This window comes from Psychromarinibacter sediminicola, from assembly GCF_029168335.1.
Taxonomy (GTDB): domain Bacteria; phylum Pseudomonadota; class Alphaproteobacteria; order Rhodobacterales; family Rhodobacteraceae; genus Psychromarinibacter; species Psychromarinibacter sediminicola.
On record NZ_JARGYC010000203.1, the window covers coordinates 1 to 1,017 of the forward strand.

Below are 1,017 nucleotides of genomic sequence, written 5' to 3' on the forward strand. Positions count from 1 at the left end.
GCGGAGGCCCGATCTACGTTCATGCCAAGATCGTCATCATGGACAACCGCCTGATGCGTGTAGGGTCCTCCAACCTCAACAACCGCTCGCTCGGCTTCGACACCGAATGCGACCTGACCGTCGAGGTGCGCCCGGGACAGCCGGGCGAGGCGGAAACCCGGGCGCGCGTCGCCGGTCTCAGGACCGCGCTCTTGGCCGAGCACCTGGGCACCGCGCCGCGGGCGGTTCAGCAGGCTGTCGACGAAGCGGGCAGTTCGATGATCGGGGCGATTGAGGCGCTGCGCGGAGGCGGCAGGTCGCTCGTCCCGTTCTTGCCGCCCGAATTCGGCGTCGCCGAGGATGCAATCCTGCGCGAGAACGACCTTCTGGACCCCGAGCGTCCGGCCGGCCGGTGGCGCCGCAGCAGGCTGCACAGGATGCGGCAGCGGCTCGACGCCAAAAGATAACCGGCCACGCCATGACCGGTCACGCCATTAGCTGACCGACCACCCCGCCCTTCGGCCGGAATGGCCACTTTAAACTTGACGCTGCGCCTGCCACGCCGCGCCGCCGCAAGTCCGCTTTCCGCCCTCTATTCCGGATGCCGCGTCAGCGAAGCACGAGAGGTGGCACCCGCAGCGAATGGCAGGAAGGTCCGCGACCCGGTCGTTTGTGCTGGCCGCAGCGAACGGCTGGTATCGCGACCAGGGCGACGCTGCGGCAGCGACTGACCTGGACCTGTCGAAGCGAACGGACGTAACGGCGAACGTTCGATTTCTGTTCCATCTCGGCGAATGCCACCGGCATCGAAGTGTTCAGGTCTCAAGACCCAAAAGTAGAGAAATTTCAGACGGCTACAAACTCTGCACCAAACTAGCGCGGTCATGAGGTTCAGAGAATAGCCCGCCGAGAGAACGGATTTTGGGCCGGCAGCCGCCACGGTGGTGTTCAGCCTGTCCGGCAAACCCCTTTGAAAACGCGGTAAAATCCGGCCGCAGCCGGATCGGGAGAACGCTTTCGCGAGGGCAAATGGCGGAG

General features: G+C 65.0%; 1 protein-coding gene and 1 pseudogene. One reads left to right on the forward strand and one right to left on the reverse strand.

What is annotated here, in order from left to right; translation table 11 throughout:
* Positions 1-446, forward strand: a pseudogene (locus tag P1J78_RS24945) (phospholipase D-like domain-containing protein); the annotation flags it as partial.
* A 125-nt stretch (positions 447-571) separates the two neighbouring features.
* Here the strand turns inward: P1J78_RS24945 and P1J78_RS24950 are convergent.
* Positions 572-1,017, reverse strand: a 446-nt coding sequence (locus P1J78_RS24950; RefSeq protein ID WP_275570071.1) for a hypothetical protein, incomplete at its 5' end; no start/stop codon positions are given.